The 23,880-nt window shown below is 60.2% G+C and carries 20 protein-coding genes and 1 tRNA gene; 18 read left to right on the top strand and 3 right to left on the bottom strand.

The genetic code is table 11. From position 1 onward, the window contains the following. Positions 1–111: 111 nt before the first annotated feature. The 16 genes from AC1D2P_RS10035 (at position 112) to AC1D2P_RS09960 (ending at position 19,951) form a co-directional block, all read left to right on the top strand. The gene (locus tag AC1D2P_RS10035; RefSeq protein ID WP_477757600.1) at positions 112–1,893 is read left to right on the top strand and encodes an IucA/IucC family protein; all 1,782 of its coding nucleotides are present in this window, start codon (positions 112–114) and stop codon (positions 1,891–1,893) included. Next, positions 1,886–3,097 carry a type III PLP-dependent enzyme gene (locus AC1D2P_RS10030; protein WP_223524042.1) on the top strand — a complete coding sequence of 404 codons (1,212 nt, stop codon included), beginning with the start codon at positions 1,886–1,888 and terminating at the stop codon, positions 3,095–3,097. Before AC1D2P_RS10035 ends, AC1D2P_RS10030 begins: the two co-directional genes overlap by 8 nt. Then, entirely contained in the window at positions 3,094–4,521 is a 1,428-nt protein-coding gene (locus AC1D2P_RS10025) for a DHA2 family efflux MFS transporter permease subunit (RefSeq protein WP_477757713.1), read from the top strand. Before AC1D2P_RS10030 ends, AC1D2P_RS10025 begins: the two co-directional genes overlap by 4 nt. Positions 4,522–4,539: 18 nt before the next feature. Beyond that, complete coding sequence (locus AC1D2P_RS10020) at positions 4,540–6,411, top strand: IucA/IucC family protein (RefSeq protein ID WP_477757599.1); 1,872 nt, start codon at positions 4,540–4,542, stop codon at positions 6,409–6,411. Further along, positions 6,405–7,178: an HpcH/HpaI aldolase family protein gene (locus tag AC1D2P_RS10015; RefSeq protein ID WP_477757598.1), complete on the top strand. Its 774-nt coding sequence runs from the start codon at positions 6,405–6,407 to the stop codon at positions 7,176–7,178. The genes AC1D2P_RS10020 and AC1D2P_RS10015 overlap by 7 nt, the downstream gene beginning before the upstream one ends. A gap of 4 nt (positions 7,179–7,182) precedes the next feature. Continuing rightward, positions 7,183–9,030: an IucA/IucC family protein gene (locus tag AC1D2P_RS10010; protein ID WP_477757597.1), complete on the top strand. Its 1,848-nt coding sequence runs from the start codon at positions 7,183–7,185 to the stop codon at positions 9,028–9,030. After that, a complete protein-coding gene (locus tag AC1D2P_RS10005) occupies positions 9,020–9,943 on the top strand; it encodes an ABC transporter substrate-binding protein (RefSeq protein WP_109785866.1) in 924 nt (307 codons plus the stop codon). The genes AC1D2P_RS10010 and AC1D2P_RS10005 overlap by 11 nt, the downstream gene beginning before the upstream one ends. Continuing rightward, positions 9,940–10,929, top strand: coding sequence for a FecCD family ABC transporter permease (locus AC1D2P_RS10000; protein WP_109785865.1), 990 nt, complete (start codon positions 9,940–9,942; stop codon positions 10,927–10,929). Before AC1D2P_RS10005 ends, AC1D2P_RS10000 begins: the two co-directional genes overlap by 4 nt. After that, a complete protein-coding gene (locus AC1D2P_RS09995; protein WP_046026872.1) occupies positions 10,922–11,953 on the top strand; it encodes a FecCD family ABC transporter permease in 1,032 nt (343 codons plus the stop codon). The genes AC1D2P_RS10000 and AC1D2P_RS09995 overlap by 8 nt, the downstream gene beginning before the upstream one ends. A 12-nt stretch (positions 11,954–11,965) precedes the next feature. Further along, positions 11,966–12,757, top strand: a complete 792-nt coding sequence (locus AC1D2P_RS09990; protein ID WP_046026871.1) for an ABC transporter ATP-binding protein — start codon at positions 11,966–11,968, stop codon at positions 12,755–12,757. Continuing rightward, positions 12,754–13,536 (top strand): IucA/IucC family C-terminal-domain containing protein, encoded by a 783-nt coding sequence (locus AC1D2P_RS09985; protein ID WP_477757596.1) that lies wholly within the window; start codon positions 12,754–12,756, stop codon positions 13,534–13,536. The genes AC1D2P_RS09990 and AC1D2P_RS09985 overlap by 4 nt, the downstream gene beginning before the upstream one ends. Then, positions 13,527–14,159, top strand: coding sequence for an RraA family protein (locus AC1D2P_RS09980; protein WP_080942971.1), 633 nt, complete (start codon positions 13,527–13,529; stop codon positions 14,157–14,159). The genes AC1D2P_RS09985 and AC1D2P_RS09980 overlap by 10 nt, the downstream gene beginning before the upstream one ends. Before the next feature lie 217 nt (positions 14,160–14,376). Further along, positions 14,377–17,208 (top strand): xanthine dehydrogenase family protein molybdopterin-binding subunit, encoded by a 2,832-nt coding sequence (locus AC1D2P_RS09975; RefSeq protein WP_477757595.1) that lies wholly within the window; start codon positions 14,377–14,379, stop codon positions 17,206–17,208. Next, complete coding sequence (locus AC1D2P_RS09970) at positions 17,201–17,740, top strand: (2Fe-2S)-binding protein (RefSeq protein ID WP_046026867.1); 540 nt, start codon at positions 17,201–17,203, stop codon at positions 17,738–17,740. Before AC1D2P_RS09975 ends, AC1D2P_RS09970 begins: the two co-directional genes overlap by 8 nt. 2 nt (positions 17,741–17,742) lie before the next feature. After that, complete coding sequence (locus AC1D2P_RS09965; RefSeq protein WP_477757594.1) at positions 17,743–18,978, top strand: c-type cytochrome; 1,236 nt, start codon at positions 17,743–17,745, stop codon at positions 18,976–18,978. 1 nt (position 18,979) lies between these two features. Next, on the top strand, positions 18,980–19,951 hold the full coding sequence (locus AC1D2P_RS09960; protein WP_223524066.1) for an XdhC family protein: 972 nt from the start codon (positions 18,980–18,982) through the stop codon (positions 19,949–19,951). 120 nt (positions 19,952–20,071) lie between these two features. On the opposite strand, the gene AC1D2P_RS09955 is transcribed toward AC1D2P_RS09960, so the two are convergent. After that, entirely contained in the window at positions 20,072–21,355 is a 1,284-nt protein-coding gene (locus tag AC1D2P_RS09955; RefSeq protein WP_109785858.1) for an NAD(P)/FAD-dependent oxidoreductase, read from the bottom strand. Between the two features lie 183 nt (positions 21,356–21,538). Between AC1D2P_RS09955 and AC1D2P_RS09950 the strand changes: the two genes are divergently transcribed. Further along, a tRNA-Val gene (locus AC1D2P_RS09950) sits at positions 21,539–21,615 on the top strand. 112 nt (positions 21,616–21,727) lie between these two features. Here AC1D2P_RS09950 and AC1D2P_RS09945 read toward each other — a convergent pair. Further along, on the bottom strand, positions 21,728–21,979 hold the full coding sequence (locus tag AC1D2P_RS09945) for a tyrosine-type recombinase/integrase (RefSeq protein ID WP_109785857.1): 252 nt from the start codon (positions 21,977–21,979) through the stop codon (positions 21,728–21,730). 504 nt (positions 21,980–22,483) lie between these two features. Between AC1D2P_RS09945 and AC1D2P_RS09940 the strand changes: the two genes are divergently transcribed. Beyond that, positions 22,484–22,678 carry a hypothetical protein gene (locus tag AC1D2P_RS09940; protein WP_046028257.1) on the top strand — a complete coding sequence of 65 codons (195 nt, stop codon included), beginning with the start codon at positions 22,484–22,486 and terminating at the stop codon, positions 22,676–22,678. Positions 22,679–22,748: 70 nt separating this feature from the next. On the opposite strand, the gene AC1D2P_RS09935 is transcribed toward AC1D2P_RS09940, so the two are convergent. Next, on the bottom strand, positions 22,749–23,501 hold the full coding sequence (locus AC1D2P_RS09935) for a carbonic anhydrase (RefSeq protein WP_477757593.1): 753 nt from the start codon (positions 23,499–23,501) through the stop codon (positions 22,749–22,751). Positions 23,502–23,880: the final 379 nt, after the last annotated feature.

Genomic DNA, 23,880 nt, shown 5'->3' with positions numbered 1-23,880 from the left:
GAAGTGAAGTCGCTGTGTGGGGATTCGTCGACTTTTAATTAAGTCGATCAGTCACTAATTTTTTCGCGACATAACGTATTCAGTGACCTCGCGGGCTACTGTGGAGCACCCATGAATCATCCAAATCGCAATGTGTTACCGAATATGGTCAGTGAGTTGGCGACAACGTGCGCGCTGCTTAACTGTTTGATCAAAGAGTTCGCCTTGCCGGAAAACTGCGTCAGTTATAGCTGGCCGACGCAGATGCAGGGCATCGCCCCGGGCAGTTACCTTGAGGGCCTGAAATGGAAGGGCATTCCCCTGACCATCAAGCTGCCCAATCAGCAGCAGTTTTTTGTGATGGTGGACCGCCGTGATGGGCTGGGCAGCCACCGTTACCTGTCGGACGTTTATGCCCGGCGCGATGAGGGCGAATGGTCGTGCCTTGGATTCGGCGAGTTCGTCGAGCAGTTGCTCGCGGCGTGCGAACACATGACCCGCGCCAGCAACGACGAGTTGCTGGATCAGGTGTTGCAAAGCCAGTTGCTGACCGCGGCCATTGTTGGCCACAACACACCCAAGGACTCGGACCCGCTCAGCAGCTACCTGGCCAGCGAGCAAGGATTGTGGTTTGGTCATCCGAACCACCCGGCACCGAAAGCGCGGCTGTGGCCCGCTCATCTGGCCCAGGAAACCTACGCCCCTGAGTTCCAGGCCCGCACGCCGTTGCACCTGTTCGAGGTGCCGCTGGAAGGGTTGAGTGTCGGGGCCAACGGCTTGAGCAAAGCCCAGGTACTGGCGGGTTTTGCCGATCAGGCGCAAGCACGGCCGGGGTATGCAGTGATGAGCATGCACCCGGTACAGGCGCAGTTGTTCATGCAGGACGGCCGGGTGCAGCGCTTGCTGAAATCCGCGGCCATCGTCGATCTGGGCGCCACTGGCCTGATGGCCAATCCCACTGCATCGATCCGCACTTGGTACATCGAGGGGCATGAGTTCTTTATCAAGGGTTCGCTGAATGTGCGCATCACCAATTGCGTCAGGAAAAACGCCTGGTATGAGCTGGAAAGCGCGCTGATGATCGACCGTGTCTTCCGCAACCTGCAACTGACCCAGCCCGAGACGCTCGGCGGGTTGTCGGTGGTGGGCGAACCGGGCCTGTTGAGCTGGGCACCGCAGCAGTCCAGCGAAGCTGATACACACTGGTTCCGCGAGCAGACCGGCGCGATCCTGCGGGAGAATTTCTGCCTCGACACCGGCACTGACTGCAGCATCATGGCCGGCACACTGTTCGCCCGGGGCCTGCATTTGCGGCCGTTGGTGCATGAGTTCCTGAGTCGCTTCAAGGGTAACGACATCGATGACCAGCAGCTGTTGAGCTGGTTTGACGACTATCAGGCGCTGCTGCTGAGGCCGGTGCTGTCGCTGTTCTTCAACCATGGCATCGTCATGGAGCCGCATTTGCAGAACAGCGTGCTGGTGCATGACAACGGTCGCCCGCAGCGCTTGCTGCTGCGGGATTTTGAAGGGGTGAAGCTGACCGAGGAACCGGGTGCTTCCCGGATCGATGCCGACATTCATCCTCGGGTGCGTGAGTCGCTGCTGTATTCCCGCCAGCAGGGTTGGAATCGCATCGTCTACTGCCTGTTCGTCAACAACTTGTCCGAGGCGGTGCTGGCCCTGAGTTGGGAGCGTGCGCACCTGGCGCCGCTGATGTGGCAGCGGGTGGAGCAGCAATTGATCAGTATCCGCGCCGAATTGTCCCGCGCTGCGCCGGAGCTGGATGCGCTGATCGCCGGTCAGCCGATTGCTTGCAAAACCAACTTGAAAGTCCGTCTGGCGGCCAAGGCGGATCGTCAGGCCAGCTACGTCAGTCTGGTGTGCCCGTGGGGTAAGGAGGCCACCCATGGGTAAGCTGCCAGCCGCGGTTTTGGCCGCCATCGGCGAAGCCCGCACGCGACACGAAGACCCGTTGGCGCTGTTCATCTATGACCTGGACGCACTGAAACAGCACGTGACCCAGGTGATGGCGGCACTGCCTGAAGGTGTAGAGCTTTACTACGCGATCAAGGCCAACAGCGACCCGCAAATTCTCACCGCCGTAGCGCCGCTGGTGCACGGTTTCGAAATTTCGTCTGGCGGCGAGATCGATCGACTCCAGGCTTGCCCGGCCATCAAGCCGTTTATCTTTTCCGGCCCCGGCAAACTGGATTCCGATCTGCGTTTGGCCCTGCAACATCAGGTCGAAGCAGTTCACATCGAAAGCCTGAATGAAATCGTCCGCCTGCAACGGCTGGCACGGGAAGCGGGGCGAGTGCAGGACGTGTTGCTGCGCATCAACCCGCAACTGCCGTCACCCCTGTCGAGCAAACTGGCGATGGCTGGCACGGCTACGCCGTTCGGGATTGACGAGTCGGCATTGGCCCAGGCCGTTAGCTGGGTCGACAGCGCCAGCCATCTGCGGCTCAAGGGTTTCCATGTCCATGCGATGTCCCATCAGTCGCAAGTGGAGCGTCACGAACAACTGCTCGACCTGTACCTGGAACGCTGGCCGCAATGGAAGGCGCTGTCCGCCGACCCGGCGACGATTACCCATCTGAATGTGGGCGGTGGCATCGGGGTCAATTACCTCGGCCCGCAGCAGTTCGACTGGCAGCGTTTGTGCGCGCATCTGGGCCGGTCCCTGGCGACGTGTGTCGATGCGCCGATCGTGCGCTTTGAACCCGGCCGTTTCATCAGTGCTTTCTGCGGTTACTACGCCATTGAAGTGCTGGACACCAAAACCAGTCATGGCAAGCACTTCCTGGTTTGTCGCGGCGGCACACATCAGTTTCGCTTGCCAGTGGCACAGGGGCACGATCACCCGGTCATTCATCTGCCCAGGCACCCGGCAACATCGGGTGCCTTGGAGCAGGCGTGGACCGTGGTCGGGCAACTGTGTACGCCCAAGGATGTGCTGAGTCGCGATTGCCCGCTGACCGGCGTCGAAGTCGGCGACATGCTGGTGCTGCCGTTGGCCGGGGCTTACGGCTACAACATTTCCCATGCGGACTTCCTCTGCCATCCGCGACCGCCGCAAGTGTTTGTGCAAGCGGCAGGAGTCGCACCTTGGGATTGACGTTTGCAGTGCCGCGCTGGCTGGTAGTGGTCAATGTGCTGTTGGGCACCTTGACCGTCAGCCTGAACAACAGCTCGCTCAACCCGGCGTTGCCGGCCTTCATGAGTGCCTTCGATATCGGACCGCTGTTGGCCACCTGGATCGTGGCCGCGTTCATGGTGAGCATGGGCATGACCATGCCGCTCACCAGTTTTCTCAGCCAGCGGGTGGGGCGCAAGCGTCTCTACCTGTGGGGTGTGGCGTTATTTGTCTGCGGTTCGTTGATGGGCGCGCTGGCCGACTCCATCGCATTGGTGATCACGGCTCGCGTGGTGCAAGGCATTGCCAGCGGGCTGATGATCCCGTTGTCGTTGGCGATCATTTTCTCGGTGTACGCCAAAGGCGAGCGGGGTCGGGTCACTGGTTTGTGGGGCGCGGCGGTCATGCTGGCGCCGGCGTTGGGGCCGCTATGCGGCAGCCTGATGCTGGAGTGGTTCAGTTGGCGTTCGCTGTTCCTGATGAACGTGCCGATCGGTTTGGTGGCGCTGATCCTCGGCGTGGCGGTGCTGCCAGCCTCTGAACCGTCCGAGCGCCAACCGTTCGACCTCGCGGGTTATCTGCTGATTGCGGCGGGCATTGGCTTGCTGATGATTGCGGTGGGTCGTCTACGTCACGCCGAAGCCCTGACTGACCCGCTCAACCTCGGCATGTTGCTGGTGGCGATCGTGTGCCTGGTCGCGTTCGTACGGCTGGAACTGAACCGGACTTCACCCCTGTTGAACCTGCGCATCTTCGCGCTGCGCGGTTATCGCTTGAGCGTGATTATCGCGGTGGTGCAATCGGTCGGGATGTTCGAGTGCCTCGTATTGCTGCCGCTGCTGGTGCAAGTGGTGATGGGCTACAGCCCGATCTGGACTGGCCTGTCGCTGTTGTGCACAGCGTTGTTTGCCAGCCTGTTCGGGCATATCGGAGGTCGCTGGCTGGATCGGCATGGGCCGCGGGGCGTGGTGTTCTGGGGGTTGCTGCTGACCGGTGCGTCGACGCTGGGCCTGGGCATGCTCGGCGCTGGCGCCTCCATCGGTGTGGTGTTTTTCCTGATGATGGTTCGCGGCGCCGGGATCGGTCTGTCCTACATCCCCGTTACCACCGCCGGGCTCAACGCGTTGCCTGAACCGATGGTGACCCAGGGCGCGGCGATGAACAACATTTCCCGTCGACTGGTGTCGTCATTGGCCATCGTCATCGCGTCGCTCTGGCTGGAGTTTCGTCTGGCCGCCGAGACCGGGCCCGGGATTCAACAGGCGAGCACCTCTGGGGCAATCAGCGAAGTGTTCATGGCCACCGGCATCCTGGTTCTGTTGGCGCTGCCCTGCGCCTGGCGTTTTCCCGTTCACGCATCCGACGAGCCGGTCGAGGCACTGCCCTCGGCCCTCGAACAACGTTAATTATCTAATCGACAAGGTATGACAATGGCGACCTCTTCTCAGGCAACCCATCAGGCTCAAGATCACGCGCCAGGCGTCTGGCTGGCGAGCGCTGACACACGGCACTACCAACAAGTGGAACAGCGGGTGGTCGGTCAATTGCTGCAAACTCTGCTGTATGAAAACGTGCTGCCTTACCGCCATTCTCCATTGAGCGGCAGCCAATGCCGGTTTGTCGTCAGCGGCCTCGATGCACAGCAACAACCGGTGGAATACCACTGCACAGGCTTGCTGAGCGCCAGCTTCGAACTGATCCGCCTTGATTACGCCACCCTTGAACGCGTCAATGCTTCGGGCGAACACAGCCGTGTGCGCCTGCATCAAGCGCTGGCCGAATTGCTGGTCGATCTTCAGGACAGCCCGCACCTGCCACGCTTCACCCATGAACTGGAACAGACGCTGCTCAAGGACCTGCAATCGCGCAGTCAGGGTTATCAGGCGGCCCAGCCATCCCATCAACTGGATGTCGATGCGCTGGAACAGCACTTCATGGACGCCCATAGCTATCACCCTTGCTACAAATCGCGCATCGGTTTCTCGCTCAAGGACAACGCCAGCTATGGGCCGGAATTTGCCGCGCCCGTCGCGATTGTCTGGCTGGCGGTGGCCAAATCCTGTGGGGCGATGAACGTCTCGCGGCACTTGGATTTCGACGAATTCTTCCAGCAGGAATTTGGCCTGCAACGCTGGCAGCAACTCGCCGAAAACCTCATCGATCAAGGCAAGTCGCTGGGCGATTACTGGCTGATGCCGGTGCACCCGTGGCAGTGGGAAAACGTCATTGTCCCGGTGTTTTACCCAGAGCTGGTCAGCGGAGAGGTGATCTATCTGGGCACCACCGATGATCGCTACCAGGCTCAGCAGTCGATCCGCACCTTGGCCAATGTCACTGAAAAACAGCGGCCTTACGTCAAGCTCGCGTTGAGCATGACCAACACGTCCAGCACACGCATTCTGGCCCGGCACACCGTGATGAACGGCCCGATCATCACCGACTGGCTGCACCAGTTGATCCGCAGTGACAGCACGGCGCGCGACCTGGGTTTTGTGATTCTCGGCGAGGTGGTCGGCGTCAGTTTTGACTACGAACACCTGCCGGCCACGCGCATGTCCCAGGCCTACGGCACGATGGGCACTCTGTGGCGCGAAAGCATCCATCAATACCTGCAGGAAGATGAGCAAGCGGTGCCGTTCAATGGCCTGAGTTCTGTGGACAACCGCTACGGCAGCGGTGAACAGATCCCGTTCATCGATGCCTGGATCACACAATACGGGCTGCATGCCTGGACCCGCCAACTGTTGCAGGTCGCGGTGTCGCCGATCATTCACATGCTCTACGCCGAAGGCATCGGCATGGAGTCCCACGGTCAGAATATCGTCCTGATCGTCAAGCAGGGCTGGCCGCAGCGTATTGCCCTGAAAGATTTCCACGACGGTGTGCGCTATTCACCCGAGCATCTCGGGCGCCCCGAGCTGTGCCCGACCCTGGTACCGCTGCCAGCCAGCCACGCCAAGCTCAACCGCAACTCGTTCATCCTCACCGATGACGTGGATGCGGTACGGGATTTCTCCTGTGATTCGTTCTTCTTCATCTGCCTGGCCGAGATGGCGATCTTCCTGCATCAGCACTATCAACTGGAGGAAGCCCTGTTCTGGCAGATGACCGCCGAAGTGATCTCGGCTTACCAGGCCGAACACCCGCAACACCGTGTGCGTTATGAAACGTTTGATGTGTTCGCGCCGTTCTATGAAGTCGAAGAACTGACCAAGCGTCGCTTGCTGGGCGATGGCGAACGTCGTTTCAAATCAGTGCCGAATCCGCTGCATGCCTTCCGGCCGCAATCATGCTGAGGACCAACCTGCTCAAGCAGAAACTCACGGCGGGTGCGCCGGTGTATGGGTTGATCAGTTCGATTCCGGCACCGGCGGCCATCGAGTTGATTGCCGAAGCCGGTTTCGATTTCGTGATCATCGATATGGAACACGTGCTGATCAATCCCGAAACCGTGGAGAACATGATTCGCACCGCCGAGAGCTACGCGATCACGCCGTTGGTGCGGGTCGCGGACCTCAACCCGAAAACCCTGCTGCGCCTGCTCGATGGGGGTGCCCAGGGCATCGTGTTGCCGATGATCGAAGGCCCCGAGCCTTTGGCCCAGAGCATCCGCGCCTGCAAATACCACCCGCAGGGCACTCGCAGCCTAAATGCCGGGCGCCCCGGCGCGTTTGGTAAACACAGCCTGGCGAACTACATCGAGCTGGCCAACGAGCAAATCATGATCGTGGCGATGATCGAAAGCGCCGAAGGTGTGCGGCGCGCCGCAGAGATTGCCGCCGTTCCCGGCCTCGACATGATTCTCGAAGGCGCTGCCGATTTATCGCAATCGATGGGCCTGCCCTGGCAGATCGACCGGCCCGAGGTGCAGCAAGCGTTGCTCGCTGCTTGGCAAGCAACCTGTGCCGTGGGCGTGCCGTATTGCGCGATTCCACGCCAACCGGGCGACCACGAACGGTGGTTGAGCCGGGGCGTAAAAAGTTTTGTTTTGGGTGACGAGCGTGGCATCGCTTTTCGTGCCCTTCAGGCCAGATTGGCCGCCACTTCAGCAGAAGGAAAATAATCCGATGAACTTCACCACGATGGCCGCCGACAGGGTGATGCAAGATCTGGTCGATTGCTTGCTGGCCGAACATTTTTTCGGGACCGAACCGCTGAACCTGATGGCGCCCTCGTCATCGGTCGATCAGCCGTTCAGCGGATTGAGCGCCGAGCAGCGCATCTGGGAATGGCACAGCGCGCCGCAGGCTTCGATCGTCGTGGCACTGCGCCCCGGCATTACTCAGCAATGGGAAAAAGTACCAGGCACGCCGGTATGGGCTCGACAGGATGAGCAACTGACAGAACTGTCGCCCGAAGCGTTCATGACCCAGGTGTTGGCCGGGATGACCGATCGCTACGAGGACAATGAAAAGGGCTTTGCGCTGTTCCTTGATGTGCTGCGCACCAGCGTGCGCCAAACCGAATTGTCCCTGGGCCATCGGGTCGACAGCCAGCGCTTGCTGGAAAAAAGTAACGCGGATTTTTTCCTGACCATGGAGCAGTGGGCTTCGCTGCGTGATCGTCCTTACCATCCACTGGCCAAAGCCAAGCAAGGTTTGGATGACGCGGAATATCAGCAGTATCAAGCGGAATTCGCCCAGCCAGTGGCGCTGAACTGGGTCGCGATCGACCGCGCGCTGCTGCAATGCGGCGACGGTGTGGTGGACCTGGAGCAGAGCTATCCCGCCCGCTACCTGTTGCCGCCGGCGTTGCAGGCCGACCTGCAAAAAGAACTGCTACAACGGGGTATCGCCCAGAGCCACATCGCACTGCCGGTGCACCCATGGCAGTTCGACCATGTACTGGAGGCGCAACTCGGCGATGCTTTCGCCAAGGGCGACTGCCAGCGACTGAAATTCACCGACGGCGATTTCTTCGCCACCTCATCGTTGCGTTCGATGACCCCCTGCTTCAACAGCGCTGATTACCTGAAGTTACCGATGGCGATCTATTCGCTGGGTGCCTCGCGTTACCTGCCTGCGGTGAAAATGATCAACGGCGGTTTGAGTGAAGCGCTGTTGCGCCGGGCACTGGGCAAGGATCAGACGCTGCAACAGTCCCTGCACCTGTGCGATGAAACCAAGTGGTGGGCGTTCATGCCGCCGCACGCGACACTGTTCGACGAAGCGCCGCGTCATCTGGCGGCCATGGTTCGCAGTTATCCTTCGGCGCTGCTCGAAGAGGCGGACACCCGACTGGTGCCCATGGCGGCCCTCGGCACGCCATTGCCCGGCAACAACCAGCACTTTTTCGATGACTGGATGGGCTACCGTCAACTGCCGGCCAACACCGCGTCGGTGATGACGCTGTTCCGCGAGTTGTGCCACAGCTTCTTCGAGATCAACCTGCGGATGTTCCGCATCGGCATGCTCGGTGAAGTTCACGGGCAGAACGCGGTGCTGGTCTGGAAGGCCGGCTACGCCCAAGGGCTGTTGCTGCGCGATCACGATTCGTTGCGCATTTACGTGCCGTGGCTGGAACGCAATGGCCTGGCCGATCCGGCGTACCGGCTCAAGAAAGGGCACGCCAACACGCTGTATCACGAGCGTCCCGAAGACCTGTTGTTCTGGTTGCAGACACTGGGGATCCAGGTCAACTTCCGGGCGATCATCGATACGCTGGCGCAGGTTTACTCGCTGCCGGCCAGTACCTTGTGGACGGCGATGGGCGAAGTGCTGAACGAGTTGATTGACACTATCGAGTTCGACACTGAAGCTCGGGCGATGATCAAGCAGCAATTGTTCGAAGCCCCTCACTGGCCACAGAAACTGCTGCTCACGCCAATGATCGAGCGGGCGGGCGGTCCCGGCAGCATGCCGTTCGGTAAAGGCCAGGTGGTGAACCCTTTCCACCGGTTGCATCGTGAAGCCTGACCTTCATTGCCATCCCTCCAGGCGCACGCTGCTGCGCCTGTCGTTGGGCGTGCTTGCACTCAGGTTTACCCCATCGGCGTGGGCCCAGGCCGACGCCGCGCCGCTGCGGGTGATCACCCTGTTTCAGGGCGCCACCGACAGCGCCGTGGCGTTGGGCATCACACCGTGCGGCATCGTCGATTCCTGGAGCGAAAAGCCGACCTATCGCTATCTGCGTTCGACGCTGGAGCCGGCGCCCCATGTCGGGCTGGAAACCCAGCCCAGTCTTGAGGACATCGCGCTGCTGAAGCCGGACGTGATCTTCGCCTCGCGCTTTCGCCATGAACGCATCGCACCGTTGCTCAAGCAGATCGCCCCGGTAGTGATGGTGGAGGAAGTGTTCGAGTTCAAAAAGACCCTGGCATTGATGGGCGTCGCCTTGCACCGCCAGCAGCAGGCCGACGAAGTGTTGGCCCGCTGGCAGCTGCGCACGGCACAACTGCGCCAACAACTGCAGAAGAAGTTTGCCGGGCGCTGGCCGCCCACGGTGTCGATTCTGGATGTCCGTGAAGACCATATCCGCAGTTATTTGCCGGCCAGCTTTCCAGGTTCGGTGATCACCGAGCTAGGTTTCGACTGGAGTGAGGCCAGTCGGGCAGCGAGTGGGACATCTATCAAACTCACCAGCAAGGAGAGCCTGGCGGTGGTGAATGCCGACATTTTCTTTGTCTTCATGCGCGCGGAGAAGCCGGCAGTGCAGCGAAACTATGAACACCTGGTGCAGCATCCGCTGTGGCAGCAAATGCGTGCGCCACAACAGGGGCAAGTGTGGCGGGTCGACGGGGTGACCTGGAACCTGTCCGGGGGGATTTTGGGGGCGAACCTGATGCTCGATGACGTTGCGCGGCTGGTCACGGCGGACGCGGCCTCATGAGCAATGGTTTGAAGTTGTGGATTGCCGGTGTCGTGTTGCTGATGAGTGGCGTGCTGAGCCTGGCGGTCGGCGCGACCTGGATTCCGTTGTCGCAGATTGTGGCGGCGTTTGCGCATCCCGATCCGCTGAGCGTCAGTCATGTGCTGGTGACCACTACGCGCCTGTCGCGCACCTTGATGGCAGTGGCCGTGGGCGCGAGCCTGGCAGTGGCGGGGGCCTTGATGCAGGCGTTGACGCGCAATCCGCTGGCGTCTCCCGGGTTGTTCGGGATCAATGCCGGCGCGACGTTTTTTATCATTCTGGGTTCCTCGCTGTTTTCCCTGTCGTCCCCGGATGCCTGGCTGTGGTGCGCGTTCATGGGCGCGGCCGTGGCCGGTTGTCTGGTGTGGCTGATCGGCAACATGGGCCAGGGCAGTCTCAGCCCGCTGCGCATTGTGCTGGCGGGTGCGGCGATGGCGGCTTTGTTCTCTGCCTTCAGCCAGGCGTTGCTGGTGGTCAATCAGGATGGGCTGGACACCGTGCTGTTCTGGCTGGCGGGATCGTTGACGGAGCGCAGCCTGTCGGTCGCCGCGCCATTGCTGCTGTGTGGCGTACTCGGACTGTTCGGCGCGATGTTGCTGGCGGGGCAGGTCAACGTGCTCAACGCAGGCGAGGAGATTGCCACCGGCCTGGGCCAGCGAACCGGTTTGATCCGGCTATTGATGAGCGTGCTGGTGGTCTGCCTGGCGGGCAGTGCCGTGGCATTGGCGGGCAGCATCGGGTTCATCGGTTTGCTGGTGCCGCACATGGTGCGCAAGGGGTTGTCCATCGATCATCGCTGGTTGCTGCCGGGGTGTGCGCTGCTCGGCGCGATTGTTCTATTGCTGGCGGACACCTTGTCGCGGGTGTTGATCCTGCCTCAGGAAGTGCCGGTGGGCGTGATGACGGCGTTGTTCGGCGCACCGTTTTTTATTCTGTTGGCCCGACGTGGAGGTCGTTATGGATAAGGTCCTGACCTGGCGGCGCAGCGGGTTTTCCCGGCGGATCAACGTCATCACGTTGTGGCGGTTACTGGCGGCGTTGATGGTGACGGTGCTGATCATGCTCGGTTCGCTGTCACTGGGCAAAGTCATGCTGTCGCCGCTGGAGGTGCTGCGAATTTTGCTGTCGAGCCAGGACGCCAGCCTGACGTTCATCGTCGAGCAACTGCGCTTTCCACGCATGCTGTTGGCAGCGTTGGTGGGGGCGGCGCTGTCGGTGTCGGGGCTGATTCTGCAGAGCATCATCCGCAACCCGCTGGCGTCCCCTGACCTGCTGGGTATCACCAGTGGCGCCAGTGCGGCGGCGGTGCTGTATTTGTCGTTTTTCTCCGTGGCGCTGGGCCAACAGTATCTGCCGCTGGCGGCGATGCTCGGCGCGGGGCTGGCGGCATTGGCGATCTATCTTCTGGCCTGGAAACAGGGTGCTTCACCGCTGCGACTGGTGTTGATTGGCGTCGGCGTCTGCGCGATGTTGACGGCGGCGACCACCTTCATTCTGGTCTTCAGCCCGCTGACCACGACCCTGTCGGCTTATGTCTGGCTGACCGGCAGCGTGTACGGCGCCAGTTGGCCGGAACCGCTGGCGCTGGGTCGCTGGTTGTTGGGCATTTGCCCGCTGCTGGTGCTGCTGGCCCGGCAGGTGATGGTGCAACAACTGGACGACAACCTGGCCCAGGGCATTGGCGTTCGCGTGCAGTGGTTGCGCGCCGGTTTGTTGCTGGTGAGCGTGGCCTTGGCTGGGGCAGCGATTGCCTGGGGCGGGGCGATTGCATTTGTCGGGTTGATTGCGCCACACATTGCCAAGCGTCTGGTGGCCCCGGGTTTCGGCGGTCAGGCGGTGATGGCGGCGCTCGTCGGGGCGAACCTAGTGGTGCTGGCCGACCTTGCCGGGCGTGTGCTGTTTTTGCCGCTGGATCTGCCGGCCGGCATTTTTGTCGCGGTGCTGGGCACACCCTTTTTTCTCTATTTGTTGATTAAACAACGTCATTAAGGAATTCAACGTATGACGTCGATTGCAAGTCGCGGCCTGACCCTGAGTTATCAGCGCCAGGTGATTATTGACGCGCTGGACATGCAACTGCCCCAGGGCAAGATTTCGGTACTGATTGGCAGCAACGGCTGCGGCAAAAGCACCTTGCTCAAATCCTTCGCCCGACTGCTGAAACCGCAGCAGGGTTCGGTGATTCTCAACGGTGTGGATATTCAGCAAAAGTCCACGGCTGCCGTGGCCCGGGAGTTGGCCATTTTGCCCCAGACCCCCAGCGCGCCGGAGGGCATCACCGTCCGGCAGTTGGTGGCGCTGGGGCGTTACCCGTATCAGAGCTGGATGCAACAGTGGTCGGCGCAAGACGAAGCCATGGTCAACCGCGCGCTGGCGCAAACCAGTCTGCAGGCCCTGGCGGATCGACCGGTGGACGCGTTGTCCGGCGGGCAACGCCAGCGTGCGTGGATCGCCATGACCCTGGCCCAGGACACCGGCATCGTGCTGCTCGACGAGCCCACCACCTTTCTCGACCTGGCGCACCAGATCGAAGTGCTGGACCTGCTGCGCGACCTCAATCGGCTGGAAAACAAAACGATCATCATGGTGCTGCACGACCTCAATCTGGCCTGTCGTTATGCCGACCATATGGTGGCGGTGCACAACCAGACCGCGTTTGCCCAAGGCCGGCCCGACGAAGTGCTGACCGAGGCGCTGGTCAAAACCGTGTTCGACCTCAATTGCCGGATCATTCCCGATCCGTTCTTCGGGACGCCGCTGTGCATTCCGTTTGGCCGGGAGTTGCCGCAATGAGTCTGGCGCGACATTTCACGGCGCCGGAGTGGGCGGTGTTGTCCGCAGGCTTGCGGCTCAAGGGCGGCGACGAGCGCGACCCGTTGCGCTCGTTGCTGGCCCGGGATTTGTTGCAGGAGGACGTGTGCGAGCAACTGCTGGACGCCCTGGGTCCGGTGATTGGCTCGCCCACCCGGGCGATCACGGCCTCGCTGCTGGGCAAGCGCTTGTCCTTCCTGGCGACCGGCGCCTGCTTGTATGCGATGTCGGTGTATGACAAAGGGTTGTTGCTGACGCTCGACAACACGGTGATTGAATACGGTCACGATGACGGGTTGTGGACGTCTTCGATGCCGCTGCATCACGGCCAGCCGCTGACGTATGGGATCAATGAACGCGATGCCTGGAGGGAAGCCTTGGTGCAGGGACTGTTCGCTGGACTGCTGAAGCCGTTGTGGCACACCTTCAATCGGGTCACCGGTGTTTCCCGGCGCATCCTCTGGGAAAACACCGCCGTGCGCGTTTATTCGCTGTATGAAAAACGCATGGCGAAAATCGACGATCCATCGATACGGGCGCGTTATGACGCGGACTTCCAGTGGCTGCTGACCCAAGCCGAACCCGCACTGTTCGGCCTCGACTACAACCCGCTGAGCCATTTCCGCCGACCGCCGACGCTGGTGGACGACGGGCAGCGCAGCATTCGCTTTCGCCGAACCTGTTGCTTTTACTACCTGGCCACCGAGCCCGCTGAATACTGCTCGACCTGCCCATTGCTACGTCCGGGGAAATGCCGATGAGTTACCAGATAAGCCCTCGCCAGCAGCTCGTCAGTCCAGAGTTGATCGACCAGTACCGGGCAATCCCGTCGTCCACGATAGGCCATTTTTCCGACCGCGGCTTTCTGCGGGGAATCAAGCCACTGTTCAACGATATCCGCATAGTCGGCAATGTGGTCACCGTCAAAGTTTTCCCACCGGACGGCAGCATTTTGCGTGAAGCGTTGCTGCTGAGTGAGCCCGGCGACGTGCTGGTGATCGAATGTGTGGGCGACGCAGAGTGCGGCTGCTGGGGTGAGCTTCGGACCTTGGCTGGCTTGATCAAGGGACTGGCCGGGGTGGTGGTATCGGGCGCGGTTACTGATGTCGGCGCCTTGCGTCTTCATGGGTTGCCGGTGTTTTGTCGCGACGTCAGTGCGTTCACCACTCGGGGTATTGGCGCCGAGGGTGAAGTCAATCAGCCGATCCAGGTGGGCGAGGTTCGGGTGCAGCCAGGGGACTTGGCCATTGGCGACGATGACGGCATCTACATTCTCGATGCCCGGCGAGCGGCCGAACTGCTGCCCGAATTAATCACCAAGGAAGAAACCGATCAACGCCGCCGCGCGGAGTTCCTGCTCAGACTGGACGCCCGCCTGTCCTAAGGCATCATCGATTTGCTGCGTCGAACAGTCGCGGTTTTTTGATTCGCTGGTCAGTTTTTTGTTTGCCGCAATGGCATTAGTCTATAAACTTAACCTTTCGGTCAGCTTTGCGCTGTCAAACTCAGCCCTTTGAATCGTCAAAAAGGGCTTCCGCTAGACTCGAGATTTCCAGTACATAACCAGAAGGGCGGGCCCATAACCGCCCAGAGGATGATCCATGTCCAACCGTGAAATATCCCGGCGCTCGTTCCTTCAGGGCGGGCTGGTAGCGGGTGTGAGCGTGACGCTCACGCCACTGAGCAGCCAGGCGCTGGCAGCCTTGATGGAAAACAGCGTGACCGTGCCCTCCGAGCAATGGCTCGGCAACAACGGCAAGGCACGCACGCGTAACGATGCCTTGTCGAAGGTCTGCGGCAGCAAAGTCTTTGCCCGCGACATCCGCGCCAAGGACATGCCGGGCTGGCCACAGCAACAAGGCCACGCCATGCTGCTGAAAACCATCAAGGCCGACCGCATCTACGCGGGCATGGACCTGTCGTGGCTTGGCGCCGAATTGCAGCCCGACCGCATCGTCACCGCCGCCGACCTGGAGAAAGACGGTATCGCCTTTCCGGAAGATCACGCGCCTGATCCGCTGCTGCCGGAAGGCAAGGTGCCGATGTTCATCGGTCATCCGGTGGCGATCCTGATCTGGAACGACTTCGAGCGTTTTCGCCAGGCCAAGGCCAAACTCAAATTCAATGACAAAGCGATTCGCTACGGCGCCCAAGTGCCGTTCTACGAAGGCGATCCCTACGGCAGCTTCCGCTACGTGCGTGTGGGCGGCAAGACCTCGGCAGACGAAGACGAATTCGCCAGCCTCAAGGACTCGATCCTGTTTCCGATGCTGAAAAACCGTCGCCCGGTGTGGAATTCTCAACCGAACCTGCACGGCAACCTGACCGAGCGCGGGTTGTTCTACGCTGATCGCATGAAACAGCAGATCGACACGCCGCCGGACAACTGGCTGGTGTTCGACGAGCGCTACAAAACCCCATCGATCGAACCCGCCGCGATGGAGCCGGACAACGGCAACGGTTGGTACGACCCGGCGACCAAGACCCTGCATTTCGTTGTCGCCACTCAATGCCCGCTGGAAACCGCGACCGAAACCGCGAAGATGATCGCGCCGTCTCGCTTCGGTCTGGCGCACTTGAACATGCACCCAGGCTACACCGTCGGCTACGGTTCCAAGGACCACAACATTTTCGTCTACTACGCGGCCCTCGCGGCGTTGTACGGCGCGGGTGTGCCGGTGCGCCTGGCCAACGATCGCTATGAGCAGTTCCAGAGCGGCATCAAGCGTCACCCGTTCGATATCCGCTATCAATTGGCGGTGGACAAGACCGATCACAGCTTCAAGATTTTCCGCGCCGAGATGAGCGTCGACGGCGGCGGGCGAGTCAACTACAGCCCATCGGTGGCGGCGGTTGGCGCCACGGCGGCGCAGTCGATCTACTACATGCCGCAGAACGATTTGCAGGTCACGGCCTATCATTCCCGCGCCGTTGAAGCCGGTTCGATGCGTGGCTACGGCACCCTGCAAAGCATGGCGTCCACCGAGATGATGGTCGACGAAATTGCCGATCGCCTCGGCATCGATGCCATCGACCTGCGCAAGAAAAACGCCATGGTCTCGGGCATGAAAAACACCCAGGGCGCGGTGCCGGCGGGTGCCTTGCGCTTGCACGAGATTCTCGACAAGGCCGCCGTGCACGAAGTCTGGAAAAACCGCGACGCGATCAAAAAGCAGCGCGAAGCGCAGGATCCGGATAACTGGTATGGCGTGGGTTTTGCCATCTGCCAGAAAGACTTCGGCACCGGTTCCGAAGCGCCGATGGCCAGTATCGAATTCACCGCGCAAGGGCATATCACCCTGCGCCACATCGGTATCGAAATCGGCACGGGCATGTCCACTTCTCAAGCCTTGGTCGTGGCCGATTTCCTCGGCATCGCGGCGACTGAAGTGAAGACCGGCGAGACCGAATGGAAGGAGTTGCAGCTCATCAGCGGCGGCAACCCGTACATCATGAGTCAGGCCGAGCAGGACAGTTTGCTGCGTAATCCGCGCTGGGTCGGCAAGATTGCCTCGGCGTCGTCGGCGACCAACTCTGCGTACTACTTCAGCCACGCCACCCGTGAAGCGGCACGCGTGCTGTTCAACCACGGTTTGTGGCCGGCGGCGTTGCAGATCTGGAGTCAGGGCCCTTACGGCGGTTCGGCCAACCCTTATGTGGTGCGTCGCGAAGATGCGCATTGGGTTGACGGCAAACTCACCGCCAACGGCATGCAGCCGTTGAGCTTTGAGCAATTGGCCAAGCACGCTCATGAGAAGGGTTTGGTCACTGGCGCGACCGTGCACGGTTTCAACCGCTGGAGCTGGGCCGAGGCCGAGTTCAGCATCGACGGCGTGCGTGAGCGTCTGCCGCTCGACGCCCTGGCTGTCAAGTATGGCGACGGCGCTCCAAGCGTGAAAAAGGCGCAAATGAACAGCGCCGGTTTCCACCTGCTGGATCGCCAGAATGTGCATTACCCGGACACTCAGTTGAACAACGCGGCCGTGACTTACTACAGCCCGGTGGCGACGCTGGTGGAAGTGAAAGTGAACAAGGGCTCGGCCGAAGTGCAGGTGCTCGATCATCACTCGTGGGTCGAGTGCGGTCGGGTGCTGGTGGAAGAACTGGTCAGGGGCCAGATCGAAGGCGGGATCGCCATGGGCATCGGCCATGCGTTGATGGAAGAGATGCCGTTGTACGAAGGCGGACCGGGGGAGGGTGACTGGAACTTCAACCGTTACCGCTTGCCGATGGCGCGCCACGTTGCGGTGTGGAAGCAGACAGCTGAAATCCTGCCGCCGTTGTCGCCGAGCGATCCATCGAAGGGCATTGCCGAAGTGGTGATGATCCCGGTGGTCGGTGCCATCGGTAACGCCGTGGCGCACGCCATCGGTAAACGGGTCCGCGACCTGCCTATCACTTCTGCTCGCATCAAGGAGGCCCTCAATGGCTAACCGTCCGCTTCAACTGACCCTCAACGGTCAATCCGTCGGCCCGGTGGACATCCCTGATGATCTGCCGATGATCGACTACTTGCACGAATACAAGAACCTCACCGGCTCGCGTCTGGGCTGCGGCCAGGGCATCTGCCACGCCTGCGTGGTGATCGTCGACAACCCGGACGGCACCAGCGAAGAAGTGCGCACCTGCATCACCGGCGCGCATTACTTCGAAGGCAAAAAAGTACGCACTATCGAAGGCCATGCGAAACGTGACGAGGAAGGGAAAGTCACTGAGCTGAACCCGATCCAGCAGCGTTTCGTCGATGAATTCGCTTTCCAGTGCAGCTACTGCGCCCCCGGATTTGTGAATGCCGCGACGGTATTGGTCGAGAAGCTGCAGCGTCAGCCCATCGTCAAAAGCCAACTGGAAAAAGTCATCGAGGACAGCCTCGGTCACCACATCTGCCGCTGCACCGGCTACGTGCGCTACTACAGCGCGACGCGCAACGTGCTGACCGATCTCGGCCTGGTCAAGGAGGGTTAAGCATGAAGCAACTACTTTCCCGCCTGGCGTTGGCGGTTGGTCTGGCTGCGCCGGTGTTGCTGGCCCACGCGGAAGATCAGGTCAAGCACGGCGAATACCTCGCCCGCGCTGCCGACTGCATGGCTTGCCACACCGCGCCGGGTGGCGCGCCGTATGCGGGCGGTCTGCCGATTGTCTCGCCGTTCGGTACGATCTACGGCACCAACATCACTCCGAGCAAAGAGCACGGCATCGGCCTTTACAACGATGACGAGTTCTTTGCCGCGCTCACCGAAGGCAAGCGTCGCGACGGCGCGAACCTGTATCCGGCGATGCCGTACACCTCGTATCACTTGATGCCGCGTGAAGATTCCGATGCGATTCATGCGTACCTGAAAACCGTCGAGCCGATTGAGCGTGCAGCCCCGGTCACCAGCCTGAGTTTTCCATTCAACGTGCGCCTCGGTCTGGTGGGCTGGAACATGCTTTACGGCAAGGACGTGAAATTGGCGCCCACCGAAGGCAAAAGTGAAGCCTTCAAGCGTGGCCAGTATCTGGTCGATGTGCTCGGCCACTGCGGCGAATGCCACACCCCGCGCGGTTTGCCAGGGGCGATGCAGCAAGATAAGCGTATGACGGGCGGCCTGCTCAATGGCTATCTGGCTCCAAGCCTGTTGGCCAATGACCTGGCGGCTCGCGGCTGGAATCATCAGGACCTGAGTTCGTTCCTCAAGCACGGCATGAGCGCCCAGGGCACGATGTTCAACGAAATGTTCCCGGTGTTTCACAACAGCACCCAGGGCCTGACAGATCCGGACCTGGCGGCGATGGCGACCTTCCTGCTCGGCGATCAACCACCGGCGGCGAAAGTGCTGACAGACATGCCGTTGGACAAACTCACGGCAAGTGCCCAGCGGGGGCGGCAGGAATACCTCAACGTCTGCGCCGGTTGCCACGCTGTCGGTGGCGAAGGCAAGCCGCACATTGCCGTGGCCATGCGGGGCAACACCACGCTGCGCCTGGAAGATCCGCGCAACCTGGTCCGGGTGATCGACGACGGTATTGGTGAGCAGAAGTTTTCCGGGTTCGAACACATGCAACCGATGCCGGGGTTTGCCGAGAAGCTCAGTCACGAGCAACTCACTGATCTGCTGAACTACCTGCGTCAAGCGTGGGGTGGTCAGGCTGGTGATCTGGCGGTCAATGATGTGCAGACGTTGCGCGCCGATGCGCCGCCGCTCGAGCACAAGGCGCACTGACATGCAGCATCTCGACCTGCAAGTGGTGCGCCGGGCGCTGGAGTGGTCGACGACCGGAAAGCGCCTTTGGCTCTGTACGGTGCTTGCCACCTACGGCTCGGCGCCTCGTGCGCCGGGTTCGCTGCTGGCGGTGAACACCGACGGGCAATGGATCGGTTCGCTGTCGGGCGGTTGTGTCGAGGAGGATTTTCTCGAGCGAGTCGCCGAAGGGGCGTTCCTTGAAGCGGTCAGCGTCGTCCGTTATGGCGAGGGCGACGATCCGCGCTCCCGGGTGAGTTTGCCCTGTGGCGGTGTGCTCGACGTGCTGGTGGAGAAGCTTGAGCCCGATTGCGAGGTTCAGGCACACCTGCGGGAGCTGGAGTCGGCGCTGCTGGGGCAGCGTCGACTGATCCGCGAGATCGATCTGGCCAATGGTGCGCGCAGTCTGTTCGATGATCGCGAGCAGGGTGTGCGAATCGAGCGTGAGATCGATCGGGTGCGCGTGCGCATTGGTGCGGCACAGCGATTGTTGCTGGCGGGGTACTCCTCGGTCGCTCAGGCCTGCGCGGAGTTTGCCATCGGGCTGGGTTTCGAAGTCATTCTCTGTGATCCGCGCGACGAGGTGCTCGACGGTGTGGTGCTTGAAAACGTCGAGATTCGTCGTCAACTGCCCTCGGTATTCATCGCTGACGGCGGCTGCCACAGCGACACCGCGGTGGTGGCGTTGACCCACGATCCGCGCATCGATGACCTGGCAATGATGGAAGCGGTGCGCACCGAGGCGTTTTACATCGGTGTGATGGGGTCTATGCAAACCTCGCAAAAGCGCTTCGAGCGATTGCGTCGGATTGGTGGTTTGGGGGAATTGGAGCTGTCGCGGATTCATGCACCCATCGGCCTGAACCTGGGCAGCAAAACCCCCGCTGAAATCGCCCTCGCCGTACTCGCCGACATCCTGCGGATTCGCAGCGGGATAGCGCGGGATCGACTCTGACCCCCCGGTTCTTCTTGTAGGAGTGAGCCTGCTCGCGATAGCGGTGTGTCAGCTATGAATCTCTGACAGGAAAACCGCTATCGCGAGCAGGCTCGCTCCGACAAAGTATTGCAGTGTTGCTTAGTACCCGAATTTGTCCCGCAGCCCGTAGTACCAGGCGCCTAACGCCGCAAACGGTGTGCGCAGCAATTGTCCGCCGGGGAACGGATAGTGCGGCAGATCAGCAAACGCATCGAAACGCTCGGCCTGACCGCGCAACGCTTCGGCCAACACCTTGCCTGCCAGGTGCGTGTACGTCACGCCATGACCGCTACAGCCTTGGGAATAGTAAATGTTGTCCCCCAGTCGTCCGACCTGCGGAAGACGCGACAGGGTCAGCAGGAAGTTGCCCGTCCAAGCGTAGTCGATTTTCACGTCCTTGAGCTGCGGGAACGCCTTGAGCATCTTCGGCCGAATGATCGCCTCGATGTTCGCCGGATCGCGCGCGCCATACACCACGCCGCCGCCGAAGATCAGCCGCTTGTCGCTCGTGAGGCGGTAATAGTCGAGCAGGTAATTGCAGTCCTCGACACAGTAATCCTGTGGCAGGAGGTTTTTCGCCAATTCGTCACCCAATGGTTCGGTGGTGATGACCTGGGTTCCACAAGGCATCGACTTGGCCGCCAGTTCCGGCACCAGATTACCGAGATAAGCGTTGCCGGCGACGATGATGAACTTGGCCCTGACCTTGCCCTGTGGCGTATGCACCACCGGATTGGCGCCGCGCTCGATGCGCACCGCTGGCGACTGCTCATAGACAGTGCCGCCCAGCGACTCAACAGCCGCTGCCTCGCCCAGCACCAGGTTGAGCGGGTGAATGTGCCCGCCACTCATGTCGAGCATGCCGCCGACATACTGATCGCAGTTCACGACCTCACGGATGCGGCGTTGATCCATCAGCTCAAGCTGCGTGTGACCAAAACGTTCCCACAGACGCTTCTGCGATTCCAGATGACCCATCTGCTTGGCGGTGATGGCCGCGAACACGCCGCCGTCCTTCAAGTCGCACTGGATATTATATTTGGCGACCCGATCACGAATAATCCGACCGCCCTCGAACGCCATCTGTCCCAGCAGTTGAGCCTGCTTGGGGCCGACGCTGCGCTCGATCACGTCGATGTCACGGCTATAGCTGTTGACGATCTGGCCGCCGTTACGGCCCGACGCACCAAAACCCACCTTGGCCGCTTCCAGGACCGTGACTTTAAAACCGCTCTCCAACAGAAACAGGGCAGAGGACAGGCCGGTGTAGCCGGCGCCAATTACGCAGACATCGGTCTCTACTTCGCCCTGCAAGGCCGGACGCGGCGGGACCGCATTGGCCGATGCGGCGTAATAGGACTCTGGGTAGGGAATGTTCGCCATCCTGCTGCCTCTGTTTAATATATTTTACGAGTGTATTGATCCTACCCGAGTTAAAAATCGACCGCCAGCCACCGGAAATTCTGCTTCACGGCAGCAAAATTAAATATTTTGCATATTCATAGGGTTAGCTCGAAAAAAGGTGTTGACACCCCTCCGGAATTCCGTAGAATGCCGCCTCACAGCAGGCACGTAGCTCAGTTGGTTAGAGCACCACCTTGACATGGTGGGGGTCGTTGGTTCGAGTCCAATCGCGCCTACCAAACAAAATCCGCTCTGCTGGGCGGTCTAGAAGGGCTCACCGAAAGGTGGGCCCTTTTTTGTTGTCTGTGTTTGGGCAAGCTGTGGGAATATTTTGGGCAAACGACCACCGCGCTACACCTTCAGGTCGGCTTTGACCTTCATATAAGCCACCGCATCATCGCCGTGCCCTGCCTGGTAGTGCTCGGTCATCTTTACGTCAGCGTGCCCCATCAAGCCCTGAATGTATTCCTGCTCGAAACCCTGCTGTACGTACAGCCTGGCGCCGAGTGCGCGTATCTCGTGAAAGGTGGGGCGCTCACCGGCCGGCACGTTCTCGTAGGCCTTCGAATCGTCCTGCGGCTGGGCGAAGACTTGGTCAGCCATTCCTTTTTGAAACGCTCCAGGCGGCCGCTGAACTTCGGTGCGGCGTCACCGGTGAGCATCGCCAGCAACGCCCCGTCGTCAGTCAGTAGCGGAAGCAGCTTGGCGTTGGCAGCGTTGGCTACCTATTTCCGCGCAAGCAAGTCCGCTGCTGGAGAGCGATTGCAAATGCCAGTTCGGCCTTTGTTGCTCACCCTTCTGCTCTAATCGCTGAAGGCGAGGTGCAGGCCGGCGACGGGTCGGGTGGCGCAGGTGGCAGACGGGCGCGCAATGATCGAAGAGTCTTGGACTGGACGATACCCACGCGACAGGAGGCTGGTCGATCTGCCGCTGCTGGAATGCGGGTAGGCACATCTCCCAAAACAGCAGTGCCGGACCAGCGCTTGGAATTGTGCGCATTCTAATTTCATTCGACGAGTGGGTTGTTGATAAGGGGCTTTCAGCGGCGCAAGTTATTCGTGATTCGGGCGTAAGATAGTAGTGCTACCTCACCAAAAGGAGCCGCATATGATCGCCGACGAAATGAAAAGGCAGGCATTTGAAGGCAGGGCTGTTTGGGATCAGTACTTCTGCGCTGCGTTGATTGCCGAAAGCAACCTGACGGCCCCGGTCGTAGGAGGGGCTACTCATGAGGACAGGCAGAACCTGTTGATTGAAAGGGCTAAGGCTCTCGCCGACAAGATGATGGACAACAGAAAATAACTTGAGCCCAGCCTTTGCGCTGGGCTCCTTGTTTCTGGCTATCTCAACGACAGGCGATGGGTATTCTGAGTCAGGCGACCAGGTCTACCTTTCCGCTCGCCAGGCGATAGATGCCGCCCACTATTTTCAACGTACCTTTGCTGAGGGCATCAGTCAGAATGGGTGAGGCGTTTTTGAGTTTGTTGACCGAGTCTTTGACATTTTGGGCTACAGCGTTGGCAGGAAGACTCCCTGATTCTTTTAGCACTTTCTCGATAGAAGCCTTGAGTGCATCAGTCAGTTTTGGGATGTGGCCGGGGAAAACGGTTTGATCTTTTACTGCTTTTATACCTGCATTGATAGCGCCGCAGTCTTCATGCCCGAGCACGAGAATCAGCGGTGAGCCGAGCACCGCGATTGCGTACTCAAGGCTTGCCAGGCCTTCATCAGTAACGAAGTTACCGGCGACACGTATGGAGAAAAGATCTCCGCGTGCAGTGTCGAAAGCGTACTCGGGGGCGATGCGAGAGTCAGAGCAACTGAGCACCGACACGAACGGGTTCTGGCCTGAGACCAAGGCTTCTCGTTCGGCTTTGAAGTCATGCGTCTTGGAAGTGCCCGAAACATACCGTTCGTTTCCCTCCATAAGCCTTTGAAGGGCCATGTCGGGGTTGATTGCGTTTTGCGGTTTTGGGGGTGGCGCCGTTTTCTCCGCAGCGTGGAGGAGTTGGCCAGGCAAGGCGCCAGCCAACAACAGTGCTCCTGCGCTAAGTCCGGCAAGCTGAAGGAACTTACGGCGGCAGCTCGTTTTTTGAAGCGAATTTGAATCACATGATTCACACATGGCTTGTGTACTCAGGTGAATTGGGAGGAAGGGCTTGCTGTCAAAAGCGAGCAGAAACCTTCAGCTCTTGATGGGTGGAGTCTAGACGGTCTGTGACGTTATGTTTCTGGCGTCATATTCAGGCCTGCGGGTATGGCGGGTGATGGTTTGTTTCAGCTGGAACCTTCCAAGGGTCCATAAAAAAATTGCGGATATTTAATGGGTTACGATATTTTTTAACCAACTAGTGACCTAAAATATATTGTTACAAGTAAGCCGTTGGGATATTATTCGCCCCGCGTTCACCACCACGGTTTATGCATTTTTAAGTCCCAAGCTTCCATCAGCTGCTTGGGATTTTTTTTGCCTGAGATTTGTCTCGCACCTTCGAACTGCTGTT

The sequence above is a fragment of the Pseudomonas sp. P1_F1_2 genome (genome assembly GCF_056405815.1).
Note: the sequence above shows the minus strand (reverse complement) of the source record. Positions and strands in the feature narration are given on the sequence as shown.

What these genes read in the sequence shown, in the direction of transcription:
- AC1D2P_RS10010 (WP_477757597.1), top strand. Translation starts at nt 7,183, where the DNA reads ATGAACTTCACCACGATGGCCGCCGACAGGGTGATGCAAGATCTGGTC.
- AC1D2P_RS10030 (WP_223524042.1), top strand. Translation starts at nt 1,886, where the DNA reads ATGGGTAAGCTGCCAGCCGCGGTTTTGGCCGCCATCGGCGAAGCCCGC.
- AC1D2P_RS10020 (WP_477757599.1), top strand. Translation starts at nt 4,540, where the DNA reads ATGACAATGGCGACCTCTTCTCAGGCAACCCATCAGGCTCAAGATCAC.
- AC1D2P_RS09990 (WP_046026871.1), top strand. Translation starts at nt 11,966, where the DNA reads ATGACGTCGATTGCAAGTCGCGGCCTGACCCTGAGTTATCAGCGCCAG.
- AC1D2P_RS09960 (WP_223524066.1), top strand. Translation starts at nt 18,980, where the DNA reads ATGCAGCATCTCGACCTGCAAGTGGTGCGCCGGGCGCTGGAGTGGTCG.
- AC1D2P_RS09935 (WP_477757593.1), bottom strand. Translation starts at nt 23,501, where the DNA reads ATGTGTGAATCATGTGATTCAAATTCGCTTCAAAAAACGAGCTGCCGC.
- AC1D2P_RS09965 (WP_477757594.1), top strand. Translation starts at nt 17,743, where the DNA reads ATGAAGCAACTACTTTCCCGCCTGGCGTTGGCGGTTGGTCTGGCTGCG.
- AC1D2P_RS10015 (WP_477757598.1), top strand. Translation starts at nt 6,405, where the DNA reads ATGCTGAGGACCAACCTGCTCAAGCAGAAACTCACGGCGGGTGCGCCG.
- AC1D2P_RS09940 (WP_046028257.1), top strand. Translation starts at nt 22,484, where the DNA reads ATGATCGCCGACGAAATGAAAAGGCAGGCATTTGAAGGCAGGGCTGTT.
- AC1D2P_RS09975 (WP_477757595.1), top strand. Translation starts at nt 14,377, where the DNA reads ATGTCCAACCGTGAAATATCCCGGCGCTCGTTCCTTCAGGGCGGGCTG.
- AC1D2P_RS09980 (WP_080942971.1), top strand. Translation starts at nt 13,527, where the DNA reads ATGCCGATGAGTTACCAGATAAGCCCTCGCCAGCAGCTCGTCAGTCCA.
- AC1D2P_RS09945 (WP_109785857.1), bottom strand. Translation starts at nt 21,979, where the DNA reads ATGGCTGACCAAGTCTTCGCCCAGCCGCAGGACGATTCGAAGGCCTAC.
- AC1D2P_RS10000 (WP_109785865.1), top strand. Translation starts at nt 9,940, where the DNA reads ATGAGCAATGGTTTGAAGTTGTGGATTGCCGGTGTCGTGTTGCTGATG.
- AC1D2P_RS09955 (WP_109785858.1), bottom strand. Translation starts at nt 21,355, where the DNA reads ATGGCGAACATTCCCTACCCAGAGTCCTATTACGCCGCATCGGCCAAT.
- AC1D2P_RS10035 (WP_477757600.1), top strand. Translation starts at nt 112, where the DNA reads ATGAATCATCCAAATCGCAATGTGTTACCGAATATGGTCAGTGAGTTG.
- AC1D2P_RS09995 (WP_046026872.1), top strand. Translation starts at nt 10,922, where the DNA reads ATGGATAAGGTCCTGACCTGGCGGCGCAGCGGGTTTTCCCGGCGGATC.
- AC1D2P_RS09985 (WP_477757596.1), top strand. Translation starts at nt 12,754, where the DNA reads ATGAGTCTGGCGCGACATTTCACGGCGCCGGAGTGGGCGGTGTTGTCC.
- AC1D2P_RS09970 (WP_046026867.1), top strand. Translation starts at nt 17,201, where the DNA reads ATGGCTAACCGTCCGCTTCAACTGACCCTCAACGGTCAATCCGTCGGC.